We start from the raw sequence: 14,595 nt of genomic DNA on the forward strand, positions 1-14,595 counted from the left end.
CACCCGGGCCCCTCAGGGGGTACGCCGACCACGCCGGACGGTGAAGGGCCGCACCGGCGGCTGTGCCGACGCCCTCAGCCCGAGGTGAAGACGTGATCGCTGGCCAGCCGGGCCGCACCCACCAGGGCGGCCCGGTCGGCCAGGTCGGAGAGGACCACCGGCATCGTCCCGGTGGCCAGCGGCGCGGATCGGCGGTAGACCACCCCGCGGATCTCGGAGAGCAGGATGTGCCCGAGCCCGTCCGGTGCCCCGCCGATCACCACGATGCCCGGGTTGAAGAAGCTGACCAGGCCGACTAGCACCCGCCCCACCCGGCGGGCCGCGTCACGGACCAGCGCCTGGGCGGCGGGATCACCGGCGGTCGCCGCCGAGGCGATGTCCGGCACGGTCAGGGTGCCCGTCTCGGCCAGCCGGGCCGCCAGCAACTCCGACCGGCCACCGCGGGCAGCCGCCGACGCCGCCCGGATCAGCCCCGCGTCACCGCAGTACGCCTCCAGGCAGCCGAACTCACCGCAGGCGCAGACCGGCCCGTCCTCACCGAGCGGCAGGTGGGCGATGTCGCCGGCGCTGCTCGTCGCCCCCCGGTAGAGGGAGCCGTTGAGCACCAGGCCGCAGCCGATCGCGGTGCCGAGCTTCAGGTACAGGAAGTCGTCGAAGGTCCGGCCGATGCCGGCGTGCTGTTCACCGAGGGCGAGCACGTTCGCGTCGTTGTCGACCAGCGCCGGACAGCCCAACTCGGTGGCGAAGGCGTCCCGGACCGGGAACCGCTGCCAGCCGGGCAGCACGGCCGGCGCGACCGAGCTGCCGTCGTCGACCGGCCCGGGCAGCGCGATGCCGACCCCGGTGAGTTCGGCGACGCCGAGTTCGGCGCGAAGCTTCTCGACCAGTTCGACGGCGCGGGCGATCACCGGTTCCGGCCCGCCCCGAACCTCCGCCGGTTCACCGGTCTCGGCCAGCACGTTGAGCTCACCGTCGGTCAGCGCCACGCTGATCCGGTCGGCCGCCACGACGACGCTGGCGAATCGCACCCGGGCCGCCAGACGCAGCAGCGAGGACCGGCGTCCGCCCCGGGAGGCGGCCTGCCCGGCGGTCTCTACCAGCCCGCGGGCGACGAGCCGATCCAACTCGGTGGTGAGGGTCGAGCGGGACAACCCCAGGAGGTCGCCCAACTCCACCCGGGAGCGGGGGCCGTCGTCGCGTAACAGTCGGACCAGTCTCGCCTGCTGCGGATTCTCTGGTCGGACGAGCGTCATCACCAACACCTCCCGTCCGAAGTCTCCCATGTGGGTGTTTCCAGCCTGTAGCGCCCGGGGCCGCATCCGGTGACGGATGCGGCCCCGGGGGTGTCACCGCGGGCGGTGCCGGCACGGCGGGCACGCCCGCCGGCACCGTGTCCACGGTCTCCCGCATGTCCGGTCCGTCAGCCCCGCAGACCCGACATGTGCTGGTAGCTCACCTCGGCGTAGCGCAGCGAACGGCCCGGGTCGGCGGCCCCGCCCGGCGCGTTGTCCTGCTCCCACATCGGGTTGTGGTAGCCCTTGGCGCCCATGTTGGCGAAGAAGTTGCCGTAGTCGATGTCGCCCTGGCCGAGCGGCACCATCTCGTACCCGGCCGCGACGTTCGGGTTGAACGCGCCGTCCTTCGCGTGGAACAGCGGGAACCGCATGGTCCGGGTCGCCACCGTGGCCAGCGGGTCGAAGACGTCGGTCTGCAGGTTGCCGTCCGGGTCGGTGTAGGCGCGGAAGCGGTGCTGGGCCACGTGCGCCCAGTAGATGTCCATCTCGAAGAAGACCTTGTCGGCCTCGGTCCTGTCGAAGAAGTACTCCAGCTTGCGGATGCCGGAGGACCGGGTGGGTCGGCCCAGCCCGTCCAGCGGCCCGCTGTCGAGCAGGAAGTTGTACGCCGCGTCGTGGTTGTGCGTGTACAGCTTCAGCCCACGGGCGCGGGCCATCTCACCGAACAGGTTCCACCGGTCGGCGGCGGCGTCCCAGTCGGCCTTGTAGTTGCTGTTCGTCGGGTCGCTGCCGGTGCCGATGTGCTGCATGCCGAGGATCTCGGCGGTGTCGAGGGTCCGCTCGAACGCGGCGATGGTGTCCGGCGTGACCGTGCCGGGGATCGAGGCGTGTGAGCCGTTGGCGCGCAGCCCGTTGTCGTCCAGGATCTTCCGGATCTCCGTCGGGGTGATCTGCCGGCCCAGGATGCTCGTGTGCTGGTTGTAGCCGGCGAACTCGACCTCCTTGTAGCCGATCTCGGCGAGCCGGCCGAGCACCCGCTCGAAGCCGTACGGCACCCCGCTGGTGTCCGGGGCGGCGCTGATCCGGTCCCGGACGCTGTACAGGATGATGCCCCGCTTGCCCGGCGGGACGAGCACCCCGTTGCCGTTGCCCTTGCCGTTGGCCACGGCGGCGGAGCCGAAGCCGGCGGCGCCGACGGCCGCCGCGCCGGCGACCCCGGCGAAGGCGCCGAGGATCCGACGCCGGCTCAATCCGTGCTGACTGTCGCTCATGTCGTACTGCCTTTCTCGGTGGTGTTACCGGTGAGATGGCTGGGGTCGCCGGGTGACGACCCCAGCCGGATGGTGCCTACGGGGTCAGGCCGATGCCCTGGCCGTTGAACTGCACCCAGTTGAGGTTGCCGAAGCCGCCGGCCGGGCCGCCCGGAACCGGGGTGAACACCAGGTAGAGCCGGAAGGTGTCACCGGGGTCGGTGATCGGCACGCTGGTGCTGGTGAAGGCGTTGTTGCCGGTGGTCGCGTTGACCGTGGCGGTGGTCAGCAGCGGACCGGTCGGCGAGTCCCGGCGGAACTCGACGTTGAACCGTGGCTGCCCGGCCGTGGCCGCGCTACCACCGGAGGTACGCAGGGTCACCGAGTCGATGTTCCGCAGGTTGACCGTGCCGTTGACGGCGATCCAGTCACCGTTGTCGAGGCTGCCGCGTTGCTGCCCGCCGCCGGCGTCCGCGGTGTTGCCGACCGTGGTGCCGGACTGGTTGCGGGCGAACTCCACCTGCTGCAACTTGTCCTGGATGACCTGCTGACCGATGGTGGTCAGCGGCGGCTGACCGTTGGCGCCGTTGTCGGTGTAGGTCGCGCTGATCACGCCGTAGATGTAGCCGCCGTGCGAGGCGTCGTCGGCGAGCGTGGGCAGCACCCCGGAACAACCGAGCTGGTTCGCCTCCCCATGACCGTGGTCGTCGTGGCCGAGGACGAAGGTCACCTCCACCTTCGAGCAGTCGATCGGGCCGTCTTCCGGGTCGGTGACCGTCACCGACCAGGGGATGTCGTCACCCCAGCTGAAGAACCCACCCTCGATCGGTACGTCCACCCGGACCGTCGGGGCGGTGTTGCCGACCGTGATGGTGGTGTTCGCCGTTGCGGTCTTGCCGCTGGAGTCGGTCACCGTCAGCCGCGCCGTGTAGACGCCGTTGCTGGTGTACGTGAACGAGGGGTTCGGGTCGACGGAGTCGGTCGTGCCGTTGCCGTCGAAGTCCCAGGCGTACGAGATGGAGTCCGCCGGGTCCGGGTCGCGTGACCCGTCACTGGAGAAGGCCACCGTCAACGGGGCCTGCCCGTTGGTCGGGGTCGCGTTCAGCACGGCCGTCGGCGCCCGCAGGCCCTTGACGTAGCTGAACTTCACCATCGCCGCGTCCGGGTTGATGTTGAAGAACCCGTCCCCGTACGTCAGCAGGTAGAAGTTGCCGTCGGGGCCCCACATCATGTCCATCGGGTTGTCGCAGAGGAACGGCTTGGCCGGTGTGACCGGGCCTCCGCCGCAGCTCAACAGATCGTTGATCTTCAGGACGCCGCCCTGCGAGTCGAGCCGGACCTCCCGCAGGTAGTCCCGGGTGAACTCGCCGAAGAAGATCGCGCCGTCGTAGTACGCGGGGAACTTCGTCTCCGACCTCAGCTCCGGGTCGTAGTCGTACTTCGCCGCGCCGTGCGGACCCACACCGCCGGTGCCGAGCTCCGGGAAGAGCACCGGACAGGTCTGGGTGGGAGTGGACAGGTAGGACTCCGGGCAGGGCGTCGGGGCCTGGAAGGAGTACCAGAGCTCCGACTTCTCCACCGGCGGCAGGTCCACCAGGCCGGTGTTGTGCCGGGAGGTGTTCTTCGGCGCCGCGCAGTCGAACGGCGCGATCGGCGAGATCGGGCTCGTGGTCCAGTTCATCTCGAAGTACGGCAGGTCCGGCTGTACGCACATCGGCCAGCCGTAGTTCGCGGGCTTGTCGACGACCATCATCCGGCCGGTGCCCGCCGGCCCCCGCCCGACCGTGGCGGTCGAGGAGTCGGGGGAGTAGTCGGTGATGTAGGCGACGTCATTCTTGTCCAGGGTGATCCGGAACGGGTTGCGCAGCCCCATCGCGTAGATCTCCGGTCGGGTCTTGTCACCCGGGTCCTGCGCCTCGGGGAAGAGGTTCCCCTCGGGGATGGTGTAGCTGCCGTCCGCCTGGACCTTGATCCGCAGGATCTTGCCCCGCAGGTCGTTGGTGTTGGCGGAGCTGCGCCGGGCGTCCACGAACGGCGCCTGGTAGATCCCGCTCGCGCTCACCGAGTCGTTGTGCGGGGAGAAGCCGCCCGAACCACCGCCGCCGGCCGGGGTGTCGTCCCCGGTGACCAGCCACAGATTGTTCTCCGAGTCGAAGGCGATGTCCCCTCCGACGTGACAGCAGGCACCCCGGTCCACCGGCACCTGCATGATCTTCTGCTCGGTGCTCAGGTCGAGCGAGGGGTTCTCGCCGTCGACGAACTTGAACCGCGACAGCTGGAAGTAGCCCTTCCAGTTGTCCCAGGCGTTGGGGTTGGTGCTGGTCGTCGGCGCCGCGCCGGTGGGAGTGTCGCCCGGTGGGGCGTAGAACAGGTAGACCCACCTGTTGGTGGCGAAGTCCTTGTCGATCGCCGGGCCGTACATCCCGTCCTCGCTGTGGGTGTAGACCGGGATCTGGGCCAGCAGGGTGGTGCGGTTACCGTCCGGCTCGTGCAGCCGTACGCCGCCACGTCGGTCGGTCTGGATGACCCGCCCGTCGGGCAGCACGTCGAAGCCGATCGGCTCGTTGACGTTGGGCTGCGCGCCGATCACCGTCATCTGGTAGTTGGCCAGCACGGTCGCGCCACAGTCGCCGTCGGTGACGCCGGCCGCCCACTGGATCGCGCCGCCCAGATGAGCGCGCAGGTCAGTGCCGCTGAAGCTTTCCGGGGTTGCGCCGAGTCCGGTGTAGAACGAGCGGCCGCCCTGGTAGTCCTTGCACCAGGTGATGGGGTGGTCGAAACCCATGCTGCCGCCGGCGTACGTCTTCTCGTCCACCGTCGCCAGGACGTGCGAGAAGCCTCGGACGTTGGCCGCGAAGTTGTACCACCGGTCGGTCGTGGTCCACCGCTCGGGCAGCGCGGCCGAGGCCGGGTGCACCCGGTCGGCCACGGTCACCGTGGCGGCGCTGGCCGGCGTCGCCGCGCCGACGGCGCGGGTGCCGAGGACCTCGTCGAGGAAGCTCCAGCCCGGCTCCGCCTCGATCGCCGAGTGCACGCCGACGAAGCCGCCACCGGCGCGGTAGTACTTCTCGAACGCGGCTCGTTGAGCGTCGTCGAGCACATCGCCGGAGGTGTTCAGGAACACCACGGCGCGGAACTGCTTCAGGTGCGGCTCGCGGAACCTGCGGGCGTCATCGGTGACGTCCACGGTGAACCGTCGTTGCTTGCCGAGCTGCCGGATGGCGTCGACACCGGCCGCCGTGGCCGGGTGGGTGCCGTCGGCCGATCGGGTGAAGACGAGCACCTTGTACTGGATGCCGTTGTTGGTCGTTGTTGCTCCGTCCGCCACCGGTGCGGCCTGCGCCGCTGCCGTGTGCCGGGTCCCGGTCGCGACGAGTGTCGCGCCGACGAGGGTGAGGAGACTCAGATAGGTGAGGGCTCTGCGGCCCAACGGTCTGCGCATCGAACCTCGCTCTGATCGGTCAGCTCCGCCCCGGCACACGCGGTGCCGAGGCGGTTGGGGGGTTACCAAACGAGCCTGGCCAGGTCTAACGAGGACGATATTTGCGGCAGACGATAAAGAGAAGAGGTTGGAGGCAGAAGTTCCCGCGAAATCGCCGGGACTTTTGTTCAATACGGGCGAAAGTTACCCCGCGAGGGCTGGACGCTTTGCCTGAGGTGCACACACAGCAGCCGGGCCCCACCGCCGCAGTGGCGATCGGGCCCGGCTGAAAGGGTTGCTACAGGTTCGTGCCGTTGGTGCCGGACGGCTTGCTGCGGGCCGTGGTCGAGGTCGTCGACCCGGTGGTCGACGAGCTGGTGGTCGACCCCGACGAGCTGGAACTGGACTTGGCGCCCGCCGTGGCCGGCGTGCCGGCGAAGGCATCGTCGGCGGAGCTGGACTCGTGCTTGCCGTTCGGGCTCAGCTTCTCGCCCAGCTTCGAGTGGCCGAGCTTGTCCTTGCCCTCGTTGTAGAGCCGGCTGGCCTGGGCCTGGGCTACCCCGGCCGCCTCCTGGACGGTCGGGTGGTCGAGCACCTTGCGACCCTGGACCATCAACTCCTCGTACTTCTCACGGCCGGCACGGGCGCCCAGGACGAACCCTGCAGCCAGCCCGCCAAGGAACATGATCTTTCCGCGCATGGCGGCTCCTCTCGTACCTGACGCGCCGTCGACCCACCCCCGAACCCGGGGGCGGGGCCGACCAGTTCGCGCCTGCGTCCTGTCGTCGGCAGCTAACTACCCATCCTGCTCTCTGCTCATACCTCCTTGTGCCGCGATGGCGATTTGCCCCACACAATCCGATCGGTGCGCCCCGCTGATCGTGAGGGTAACCCCCTGGACCAAGACCCCCCGGAGTCCTGTACTCTTGTGCCCGGCGCACGGCGCGGAGAGATCCGCACCGGGCGGCGGTGCAGTCCCCCGTAGCTCAATTGGCAGAGCAGCCGGCTGTTAACCGGCAGGTTTTTGGTTCGAGTCCAAACGGGGGAGCTTGCTTCTCCAGCACGACATGCCCACCGGCGGCCCGGTGGGCATTCGCCGTTTCGAGGCCGCCCGAGAATGTCCGCTACCAGGGCGTCAGTTGCATCGACACTGCTGGTGCGGCCGGTGGGCGGGGCGGGATCAGATTTCCCGGCTGCCCGCTGTATTCTCGCGTTGCCCATCGTGCTGCTGAGGCGGAGGGCGACGCCGGTAATGAGCGGCCGGTGATCGACAGGGGCGGGATGACTCCGGCCCCGGTGCCGGGGCGGTAGCTCAGCCGGTTAGAGCAGGGGACTCATAATCCCTCGGTCGCGGGTTCGAGTCCCGCCCGCCCCACTCGAAACGGATACCCAAACGGAGGGGTGCAAGTCCGCAAACGCAGGCCACGGCCGTCGTCGTGGCCGGGCGTCAAGCGGCGGCCGGACTTCGTACAGGGTGGTGGATTCGCGGGTCAGTTCTGGCCGGGGCTTGCTACGGGTAGTCCTGCTTCCTTGGCGCAATCGAGCAGCCGCCGGTCGTAGGTGACGAAGGCGGTGAGTGCCGTGCCGGACTCGTTGGTCAGTACCTGGGCGGTGGCCAGGTGGATGGCGTCGAGGCTGCGGAGCGTCGGCTCGGCGAACGCGGCTGCGGTTGCACGGATCGTGCTGTCGATCTCCAGTCGGAACAGCCGTCCGACAGCAGCCGGCACTCCGATCAACGCCTGCGGAGCTGATCGGCGCAGCGCTCTGGGCACTTCCACCTCGACGAGCGCGGAGGAGACCAGCGGCACGTCGTCGTGCTTGTTGAGCCAGGAGACAAGGTCGGCGCTGCATGCTTCCTGCCGCACCAGCTTGACGACGGCGGCGGAATCGAGATAGATCACCAGCGCTCCTCGTCACGCATCGCAGCGAGCGAGGCGGCCACGTCTACACTCTCGTCACCGAGCTTCGGTGGAAGTGGAACAGAGCCCCCTCCGGTGGGGGCGACGGCCCGCCCTGCCGCTACCAGCTTGGCCAGAATCGACCTGTCGTCGCCCACCGGAACAAGTCGAGCGATCGGGTGTCCACGATCGGTGATCTCGACGGTCTCCCCGCCACTCACCCGAGCCAACACCTGGCTCGTGTTCTGGTTTAGCTCCCGGACACCGATGCGTTCCATGGACACGAGTGTAGAACTAAATGTTCTACGGTTCTAGCTCCTGGCGTAATCCGGGCTGTCTGTTCGCTGACCAGGGAGATCAACGAGGCATGCCACGCTAGATCCCGACGCCGCCGACTTGCCGTCAACGTCGAGGCGGATCGATGGCGGTGTGACACCTGACCCGGTCTGGCACCCGCCGCTGACTCGTCTCCGTGCATCCGGCGAGCCGGTCAGCGCAGGAACGCTGTCAGGGTCTGTCGGAACCACGCCGGATCGTCGTGCCAGGGCTGGTGTCCGCCGGCCGGCAGCACGGCCAGCTCAGCCTGCGGAAACAGGGCAGCGTACGCGGCGGCGCAGCTCGGGGGGAGTGCGACGTCGTATTCGCCGGCGACGAGCAGGACCGGTGCCCGGAGGTGGGCGAGGCCGGCTCTGGTCGCCTGCGGGTCAACGGCCCCGGCCGAGTAGTAGATGCCGGCCGCCTCCGCGTTCCGCTGACTCGCCTCTCGGTCGAGTCGAGCCCGGACGTCGGCATCCCATCGGCCGTGCATGAAGGGTTCGATCGCCTGCCAGTCAGCCTCGGTGGCGTCGCCCGACCAGATCCGCTCGAAGGCGGCGAAGGCGGCAGGGAACCAGGGTTCGCTGTGGCGCAGTTCCGCGACCCGGCGACGGTCGGCGTCGGTGACCTCCAGGTCGACCACGCGCGGGCTGGGGGTGACCAGCACGAGACGGCCGATCCGGTCGGGGTGGCGGGCGGCGTATCGCACGGCGAGACCGCCGCCGGCCGAGTGCCCCAGCAGGTCGATCCGCTCCTGGCCGAGATGCGCGCGTAGCGCTTCGACGTCCCCGACGAGCCGGTCGACGCGATACGTCGCCGGGTCCGCCGGGATGGCCGAATCACCGGTCCCACGCAGGTCGAGGCGTACGAGCAGGCGATGGGCCGACAACCCGCCCAGGTCCCCGAGGTAGGCCGAGGACTGCATCGGGCCGCCGGGAAGGCAGATCAGCGGGGCACCCTCGCCAACCTGGTGGTAGGCGAGCCGGGTGCCGTCGGTGCCATCGAAGAAGACCATGCAGGGACCGTACGCGTCGGAAGCCTTTGTCAGGGGGCGGCGGACGGGGCTTGACCCTGACGCAGCGTCAACCCCCCATGCTGCCGGTCATGAGCATTCCACCACCAGCCGGTCGGGCCGAGGGGCTGGCGATCCAGGTACGAAATCTGGCGAAGTCGTTCAAGCAGTTGCCGGTGCTGCGCGGCGTGGACCTCGACGTGGCGCGGGGCAGCATCGTCGCCCTGCTCGGCTCGAACGGGGCGGGCAAGACCACCCTGGTGAAGATCCTGGCCACCCTGCTCAAGGCCGACGCGGGGACCGTCCGGGTCAACGGGTTCGATGTCGGCACCCAGGCCGACGACGTACGCAGGTCGATCAGCCTGACCGGGCAGTACGCGGCGGTCGACGAGATCCTCACCGGGCGGGAGAACCTGGTCCTGGTGGCCCGGCTCCGGCATCTGGCCGCCCCGGGTGCGATCGCGGACGACCTGCTGCGGCGCTTCTCGCTGACCGAGGCGGCCGACCGGCGGGTGGCGACCTACTCCGGGGGAATGCGCCGCCGCCTGGACATCGCGATGAGCCTCATCGGGGACCCGCCGGTGATCTTCCTGGACGAGCCGACCACCGGGCTGGACCCGCAGGCGCGCATCGAGGTCTGGCAGGCCGTCCGGGAACTCGCCGGAGGAGGTACGACGGTGCTGCTCACGACCCAGCATCTCGACGAGGCGGAGCAACTCGCCGACCGCATCGCGATCCTCCACCAGGGTCGGATCCTCGTCGAGGGGACCCCCGACGAGCTCAAGCGGCTGCTCCCCGCACCCGAGGTCGAGTACGTCGAGAAGCAGCCGAGTCTGGAAGACGTCTTCCTCGCTCTCGTCGGCACCGCAACAAAGAAGGCAGACCGATGAACAAGCATCTTCTCGGCGACACCGGGGTCCTGCTGGGCCGCTCGCTGCGCCACATCGCCCGCAGCCCGGACACCATCATCACCACCGCGATCATGCCGATCGCCTTCCTGCTGCTGTTCGTCTACGTCTTCGGCGGCGCGATCGAGACCGGCTCCGAGTCGTACGTGAACTATCTGCTGCCCGGCATCCTGGTCATCACGATCGCCTCCGGTATCTCCTACACCGCCTTCCGGCTCTTCCTGGACATGCAGAGCGGCATCGTCGAACGGTTCCAGTCCATGCCGATCGCCCGGTCCTCCGTGCTGTGGGCGCACGTCCTGACCTCGCTGGTCGCCAACCTGATCTCGCTGGCGGTGGTCGTCGGCGTGGCCTTGGTGGTGGGCTTCCGTACCGGGGCGGGGGTGCTGGGGTGGCTAGCGGTCGCCGGCATCCTGGTCCTGCTAACCCTGGCCCTGACCTGGCTGGCCGTGTTGCCCGGCCTGACCGCGAAGTCCGTGGACGGCGCGAGCGGGTTCGCGTACCCACTGGTGTTTCTGCCGTTCGTCAGTTCGGCCTTCGTACCCACCGGGTCGATGCCCGGCCCGGTCCGGGGCTTCGCCGAGCATCAGCCGGTGACCGCGATCGTCGACGCGATCCGGGACCTGTTCGCCGGGCAGCCGGTGGGTGCCGACATCTGGACCGCCCTGGCCTGGTGCGTCGGTCTCCTCGTCGTCGCCTACCTCCTCGCGGTGCTGACCTACCGGCGTCGGGTCGCCTGAGTCGGCGGTGGAGAGGGGCAGGATCGGAGCATGCTGACGATCGGGCAACTGGCGGCGTACGCCGGGGTCACCGTGCGCGCGGTGCGGCACTATCACCAGGTAGGGCTGTTGCCCGAGCCGGAACGGGATTCCTCCGGCTACCGACGGTACGGCGCCAAGGCGGTCGTGTCGCTAGTGAAGATCCGTACCCTGGCCAACGCCGGTGTGCCGTTGGCCCGTATCGGTGAGTTGCTCGACGCCGACCCTGCGGCCTTCGCCGACGCGATCCGGACCATCGACGAGCGGTTGCGGGACCAGATCGAGCGGTTGGAGACCAGCCGCAGGCAGATCGCGCAACTGGTCGGCGGGGACCGGCTGACCCTCCCACCGGAGGTCGCCGCCTACCTCGACCGGCTCCGCGAGCTGGGGGTGTCGGAACGGGTGGTGGAGGGGGAGCGGGACGGCTGGATCCTGGTCGCCGCCCGCTGGCCCGAACGGATAGCCGAATTCATGCCCGGCAAGCTGGCCCAACTCGATGACCCGCAGGTCGTCCGGCTGTACCGGGTGCTGTCGGAGATCTTCGACGACGAGCCGGGGGAGACCGACGACCCCCGGCTGGCGGAAGCCGCCGACATCATGGTGGGCCTGGCCGAGCAGGCGTACCGCTCCGGCGAGATCCTCAGCGACGAGACGTACGACGAGTTGCCGAATGACCTCGTCGACGCCCTGGCCGTGGAGTCCGACCCCAGGGTGCAGCGGCTATGGAACCTGCTGCGCGAGCGCGGCTGGGCCGGATGGAACCGGATGGAGCCGCTGCAACGGCGCTGACTCCAGCCCGTCAGCGGCGGGTCTTCGGCAGGTCGAACTGGTCGGCGCGGCGGCAGTCCCGCTGGTTGCCGATAGCCTCCGGCCCCAGCCGGTCCAGCACCGCCCGGGCCCGGTCCCGACCCCGGTTCCAGGCGTACCAGGGGTCCGGTTCGGCCAGGTCGTTCGCGATCCAGCTCAGCGTGCAGCGGCGTACCGGATCGGGCAGGGCGGCCAGGGCGGGCGTGGCGTCGGCGGAGAGGGCGCGCAGGTACCAGGCGTCGATGCGGCCGGTCTCCTGGTACCGGGCGACATTGCGCCGGGCCGCGTAGTCCTCCGGGTTGAGCACCGCCAGACCCAGCAGCAGCACCACCGCGAGTGCCGTGGCCAGCCGGGGGATCCAACCGCCGCGCCAGCGTACGCCGGCCACCAGGATCATCAGGAAGACCGCCCCGAGCAGCAGCTCGAAGGCCATCACGAAGATCCGTTCGCCGGTGAAGCTGTAGACCTTCTGGTATGTGTACATCCGCGACAAGGCGGACACCACGATGACCACGGTCAGGGCGCTGAGCAGGCCGAGCAGGACCCGCAGCAGCACCCGGTCGAGGTGCCGCTCCCGCCGGGCGAAGCGGGTCACCCCGCCGAGCACCGCCAGGGTCAGCACGGTCACCACGACCAACTGCCAGAAGCCGCTGCGGGCGTACTCGGCGTAGCTGAGGCCGGTGGTCTGCAACACATGCCGCTGCCCGCCGAAGAGGACGGTGAACTGCACCGCCACGAAGCCGCCGAACAGGGCGGTCAGCGCGGCGATCGGCGGCGCCCACTCCAGCAGGCCGAGCCGACGGTTGGTGGGCCGGTCCACCCCGGACAGATCCGGTGGCGCGGCGAGCGTGTAGACGGCGGCCACCGCGATCAGGCCGCCCACGGCCGCCAGGAACAGCCACCGGAACACACCACTGACACTGATCTCGGGCAGCAGCGCGCCGAGGGCCTGCGAGAAGGCGGCGTCGGCCGACGACAGCAGGGGACCGAAGACCACCAGGACGATCACGGTGGCGACCACCGAACCGACCACCCGGCGTACGCTGCCGGGACTGCCGGGGGCCCGCAGGTGTCGGCGTACCCAGGGCAGCCCGCGCAGCCCGGCTATCGGTGCGGCCACCACACTGAACAGGATCGACCGCACCCGTCGCCCACCCACGATGGCCAGGGCGGCGCAGCCCAGTGCCCCCAGCACACAGAAGGTCACCAGCCACCAGGCGTTTCGGAAGGTCAGCACGGCGAGCAGGGCCACGGCGGCACCGGCCCAACCGGCCCGGACCCACCGTTCGGTAGGGGCAAGCTCGGCGGTGTGCTGCCGGACCGCCAGAACGACCGCGACCGTGAGCACCAGCCCACCGAGGAACCAGCCGATGCCGGTACGACCCAACGGCACGAAGGCCGCCACCCCCAGCGCCCCGACCAGCACGGCCAGCGGGGTGGCCAGGTGACCGGTCGTCTGCGGGCCGGGCCACACCCGGTCGAAGAAGGTCGGCGGCGGGGGCGTCGGCTTGAAGGCGTACGCCGGACCGGGCGGCGGATACGAACCCGGGAACCCACCCGGCTTCGCCGCCCCCGGCCGCCCCGCGGGCGCAAGCTGACCGGGGGATGAGGGCTGCCCGGCGGGGGTTGTCGTGGTCGGCGCAGCGGCCGGTGGTGCATCAGCAGCCGGTGTGGTCGTGGAGGGTGTGGTGGTGGCCGGTGTCCGCTGCGCGGGCGGCGCGGCTACGGTGGCGGGCTCGCCTTCCTGCACCAGCGGTAGGAAGATCGCGTAGCCCCGGGTGCCGGGTGGCACCTGCACCGGGATCGCCCAGGCGGGCTGGTCGGTCGGACCGGGCCACACGATGGAGGGCAATCCTTCGGTGGCCGGTACGACCAGCAGGCGGGGGGCCGCCCCGGCGGGATCCGCCGGGACGGCGACGGTCGGAGCAGGGGCCTCGCGGGACTCCCCGACGGCATCCGGGGACGGCTCGACCGGTGGCGGCTCGGACACCGCACCTCCTTGGACGACGATTGCCGTCACTCTAGGCGCGGACGCACATTCTCGACGCCCCGTGTCGCCGAGCATGTGCCGCGCCGCAACCCCGCCGGACGCGCCACCACGCCGGAGGACTCCACCCCTAGCTGCGACCCCGGTCGTCGAGGGTGAGGGGAGCACGCCCGTGCACCGCGTACCGGATGTGGGTGATCTGCGGCGCGGACACGACCCGGGTCGGGGTCAGTTCGATGGCCTCGAAGTCGGCCAGGTCCAGGTCGGCGTCGAACAGCCGCATCCCGGTGCCCAGCACCACCGGCGCGATGTGCAGCTCGAACTCGTCGAGCAGACCGGCGCGCAGGACCTGCCGGAACAGGCTGCCGCCCCCGGAAACCGCCACGTCCCTGCCACCCGCGGCGGCCCGTGCCTGGGCCACCGCGCTGGCGACGCCGTCGGTGACGTACGTGAAACTGGTGCCACCCTTGCGCACCAGCGTCGGGCGGGGTCGGTGGGTGACCACGAAGACCGGTGCCCGGAACGGCGGCTCGTCGCCCCACGGCACCTCACCGCCGTCGGCCATCCGGCGACCCATCACGTACGCGCCGGCTGCCTCGAACGACTCGGCCAGGATGTCGGAGTTGACGTCCTGCGCGCCACCGGCGAAGCCCTGCCGTTCCCGCCAGGACATCGCCTCGGTGGCCCAGCGGGTCACCCGGAAGAAGCCGTGGCTCTCCGCCGAATGCAGCCAGTCACCGTCGCCGTCATGCCGGGGGCCGGCGTAGAAGCCGTCCAGCGACACCGACATCTGCGCGGTCACCTTGGTCATCTCGTTCCTCTCGGTCTAGCGACACCCGCCACGGGTGCCCGCCCGCCGATGGATCGGAGCCGAACCGACGCCAACTACCGCGATTGACTGTGATCTGAATCACCGACACGGACCTCGTTGCGACGCCGCTGTCTGCCTGGAGACAGAGACGTTCGCGCCGCCGGGTGGACCGTCATCATTCGGTGAGAGATCC

At 70.0% G+C, this 14,595-nt stretch carries 12 protein-coding genes and 2 tRNA genes; 5 read left to right on the plus strand and 9 right to left on the minus strand.

Annotation, left to right across the window (positions count from 1 at the left end; all coding sequences use genetic code 11):
* Positions 1-74 precede the first annotated feature (74 nt).
* The 4 genes from ACGFIK_RS26670 to ACGFIK_RS26685 form a co-directional block, all read right to left on the minus strand.
* On the minus strand, positions 75-1,253 hold the full coding sequence (locus ACGFIK_RS26670) for an ROK family transcriptional regulator (RefSeq protein ID WP_327024577.1): 1,179 nt from the start codon (positions 1,251-1,253) through the stop codon (positions 75-77).
* A gap of 167 nt (positions 1,254-1,420) precedes the next feature.
* A complete protein-coding gene (locus ACGFIK_RS26675) occupies positions 1,421-2,506 on the minus strand; it encodes a sugar phosphate isomerase/epimerase family protein (RefSeq protein ID WP_327024578.1) in 1,086 nt (361 codons plus the stop codon).
* Between the two features lie 76 nt (positions 2,507-2,582).
* Entirely contained in the window at positions 2,583-5,927 is a 3,345-nt protein-coding gene (locus ACGFIK_RS26680) for a ThuA domain-containing protein (protein ID WP_393341970.1), read from the minus strand.
* A 277-nt stretch (positions 5,928-6,204) separates the two neighbouring features.
* A complete protein-coding gene (locus ACGFIK_RS26685) occupies positions 6,205-6,606 on the minus strand; it encodes a hypothetical protein (protein WP_357531658.1) in 402 nt (133 codons plus the stop codon).
* A 275-nt stretch (positions 6,607-6,881) separates the two neighbouring features.
* Between ACGFIK_RS26685 and ACGFIK_RS26690 the strand changes: the two genes are divergently transcribed.
* Positions 6,882-6,954 (plus strand) — tRNA-Asn (locus ACGFIK_RS26690).
* A gap of 253 nt (positions 6,955-7,207) precedes the next feature.
* Positions 7,208-7,281 (plus strand) — tRNA-Ile (locus ACGFIK_RS26695).
* A gap of 115 nt (positions 7,282-7,396) precedes the next feature.
* Here the strand turns inward: ACGFIK_RS26695 and ACGFIK_RS26700 are convergent.
* The 3 genes from ACGFIK_RS26700 to ACGFIK_RS26710 form a co-directional block, all read right to left on the minus strand.
* Positions 7,397-7,807: a type II toxin-antitoxin system VapC family toxin gene (locus ACGFIK_RS26700; RefSeq protein WP_119578710.1), complete on the minus strand. Its 411-nt coding sequence runs from the start codon at positions 7,805-7,807 to the stop codon at positions 7,397-7,399.
* Positions 7,804-8,082 carry a type II toxin-antitoxin system Phd/YefM family antitoxin gene (locus ACGFIK_RS26705; RefSeq protein WP_199714641.1) on the minus strand — a complete coding sequence of 93 codons (279 nt, stop codon included), beginning with the start codon at positions 8,080-8,082 and terminating at the stop codon, positions 7,804-7,806. Before ACGFIK_RS26705 ends, ACGFIK_RS26700 begins: the two co-directional genes overlap by 4 nt.
* A gap of 212 nt (positions 8,083-8,294) precedes the next feature.
* Positions 8,295-9,134 carry an alpha/beta hydrolase gene (locus ACGFIK_RS26710; protein WP_327024581.1) on the minus strand — a complete coding sequence of 280 codons (840 nt, stop codon included), beginning with the start codon at positions 9,132-9,134 and terminating at the stop codon, positions 8,295-8,297.
* Positions 9,135-9,223: 89 nt separating this feature from the next.
* Here ACGFIK_RS26710 and ACGFIK_RS26715 point away from each other — a divergent pair, with 89 nt between their 5' ends.
* Genes ACGFIK_RS26715 through ACGFIK_RS26725 form a run of 3 tightly spaced genes read left to right on the plus strand, consistent with a single transcriptional unit; the run spans position 9,224 to position 11,586 of the window.
* Positions 9,224-10,021, plus strand: coding sequence for an ABC transporter ATP-binding protein (locus ACGFIK_RS26715; protein WP_393341974.1), 798 nt, complete (start codon positions 9,224-9,226; stop codon positions 10,019-10,021).
* Positions 10,018-10,779 carry an ABC transporter permease gene (locus ACGFIK_RS26720; protein ID WP_393341976.1) on the plus strand — a complete coding sequence of 254 codons (762 nt, stop codon included), beginning with the start codon at positions 10,018-10,020 and terminating at the stop codon, positions 10,777-10,779. The genes ACGFIK_RS26715 and ACGFIK_RS26720 overlap by 4 nt, the downstream gene beginning before the upstream one ends.
* 30 nt (positions 10,780-10,809) lie before the next feature.
* Positions 10,810-11,586 (plus strand): MerR family transcriptional regulator, encoded by a 777-nt coding sequence (locus ACGFIK_RS26725; protein ID WP_327024584.1) that lies wholly within the window; start codon positions 10,810-10,812, stop codon positions 11,584-11,586.
* 10 nt (positions 11,587-11,596) lie between these two features.
* On the opposite strand, the gene ACGFIK_RS26730 is transcribed toward ACGFIK_RS26725, so the two are convergent.
* Entirely contained in the window at positions 11,597-13,594 is a 1,998-nt protein-coding gene (locus ACGFIK_RS26730; RefSeq protein WP_327024585.1) for a DUF4173 domain-containing protein, read from the minus strand.
* 127 nt (positions 13,595-13,721) lie between these two features.
* Complete coding sequence (locus ACGFIK_RS26735) at positions 13,722-14,402, minus strand: dihydrofolate reductase family protein (protein ID WP_327024586.1); 681 nt, start codon at positions 14,400-14,402, stop codon at positions 13,722-13,724.
* Between the last annotated feature and the right edge of the window lie 193 nt (positions 14,403-14,595).

It is taken from the genome of Micromonospora sp. NPDC048871 (assembly GCF_043198155.1).
Taxonomy (GTDB): Bacteria; Actinomycetota; Actinomycetes; order Mycobacteriales; family Micromonosporaceae; genus Micromonospora.

Excerpts from the sequence above, each read along its gene's own strand:
- ACGFIK_RS26720 (WP_393341976.1), top strand. The coding sequence starts at position 10,018 with ATGAACAAGCATCTTCTCGGCGACACCGGGGTCCTGCTGGGCCGCTCG.
- ACGFIK_RS26670 (WP_327024577.1), bottom strand. The coding sequence starts at position 1,253 with ATGACGCTCGTCCGACCAGAGAATCCGCAGCAGGCGAGACTGGTCCGA.
- ACGFIK_RS26685 (WP_357531658.1), bottom strand. The coding sequence starts at position 6,606 with ATGCGCGGAAAGATCATGTTCCTTGGCGGGCTGGCTGCAGGGTTCGTC.
- ACGFIK_RS26705 (WP_199714641.1), bottom strand. The coding sequence starts at position 8,082 with ATGGAACGCATCGGTGTCCGGGAGCTAAACCAGAACACGAGCCAGGTG.
- ACGFIK_RS26735 (WP_327024586.1), bottom strand. The coding sequence starts at position 14,402 with ATGACCAAGGTGACCGCGCAGATGTCGGTGTCGCTGGACGGCTTCTAC.
- ACGFIK_RS26715 (WP_393341974.1), top strand. The coding sequence starts at position 9,224 with ATGAGCATTCCACCACCAGCCGGTCGGGCCGAGGGGCTGGCGATCCAG.
- ACGFIK_RS26680 (WP_393341970.1), bottom strand. The coding sequence starts at position 5,927 with ATGCGCAGACCGTTGGGCCGCAGAGCCCTCACCTATCTGAGTCTCCTC.
- ACGFIK_RS26725 (WP_327024584.1), top strand. The coding sequence starts at position 10,810 with ATGCTGACGATCGGGCAACTGGCGGCGTACGCCGGGGTCACCGTGCGC.
- ACGFIK_RS26675 (WP_327024578.1), bottom strand. The coding sequence starts at position 2,506 with ATGAGCGACAGTCAGCACGGATTGAGCCGGCGTCGGATCCTCGGCGCC.
- ACGFIK_RS26710 (WP_327024581.1), bottom strand. The coding sequence starts at position 9,134 with ATGGTCTTCTTCGATGGCACCGACGGCACCCGGCTCGCCTACCACCAG.